General features: G+C 42.7%; 1 protein-coding gene. It reads right to left on the bottom strand.

Annotated features, from left to right (window positions below):
- The coding region (locus tag J7R07_RS08150) for an autotransporter domain-containing protein (RefSeq protein ID WP_208436341.1) at positions 1-255 on the bottom strand (255 nt) is incomplete at both ends.

Below are 255 nucleotides of genomic sequence, written 5' to 3'. Positions count from 1 at the left end.
ATAACATGGTTTTCTTCAGGGTTAGAAAGAACCTTGGTAAAACGCCCACCAAAACGCGCTGTCCACTGATCAGCGTTGCCCAGATCAACATCAATATTATCAACATCACGCACACGATCAAACTGAAGGTTCTGGTAAACAAGCTGAACCTGCGGATCAAAGAAAATTCCCTTATGCTTCATTGCAAATGTTTTACCACCCGTTAAGGAAACACTAAGCTGTTTACCTTTTAACGTCGCTGTCTTACCACGTGCA

The organism is Bartonella phoceensis, from assembly GCF_902825145.1.
Classification (GTDB): Bacteria; Pseudomonadota; Alphaproteobacteria; order Rhizobiales; family Rhizobiaceae; genus Bartonella; species Bartonella phoceensis.
The sequence above is the reverse complement of the archived record's forward strand: the minus strand, read 5'-3'. Positions and strand labels throughout refer to the sequence as shown.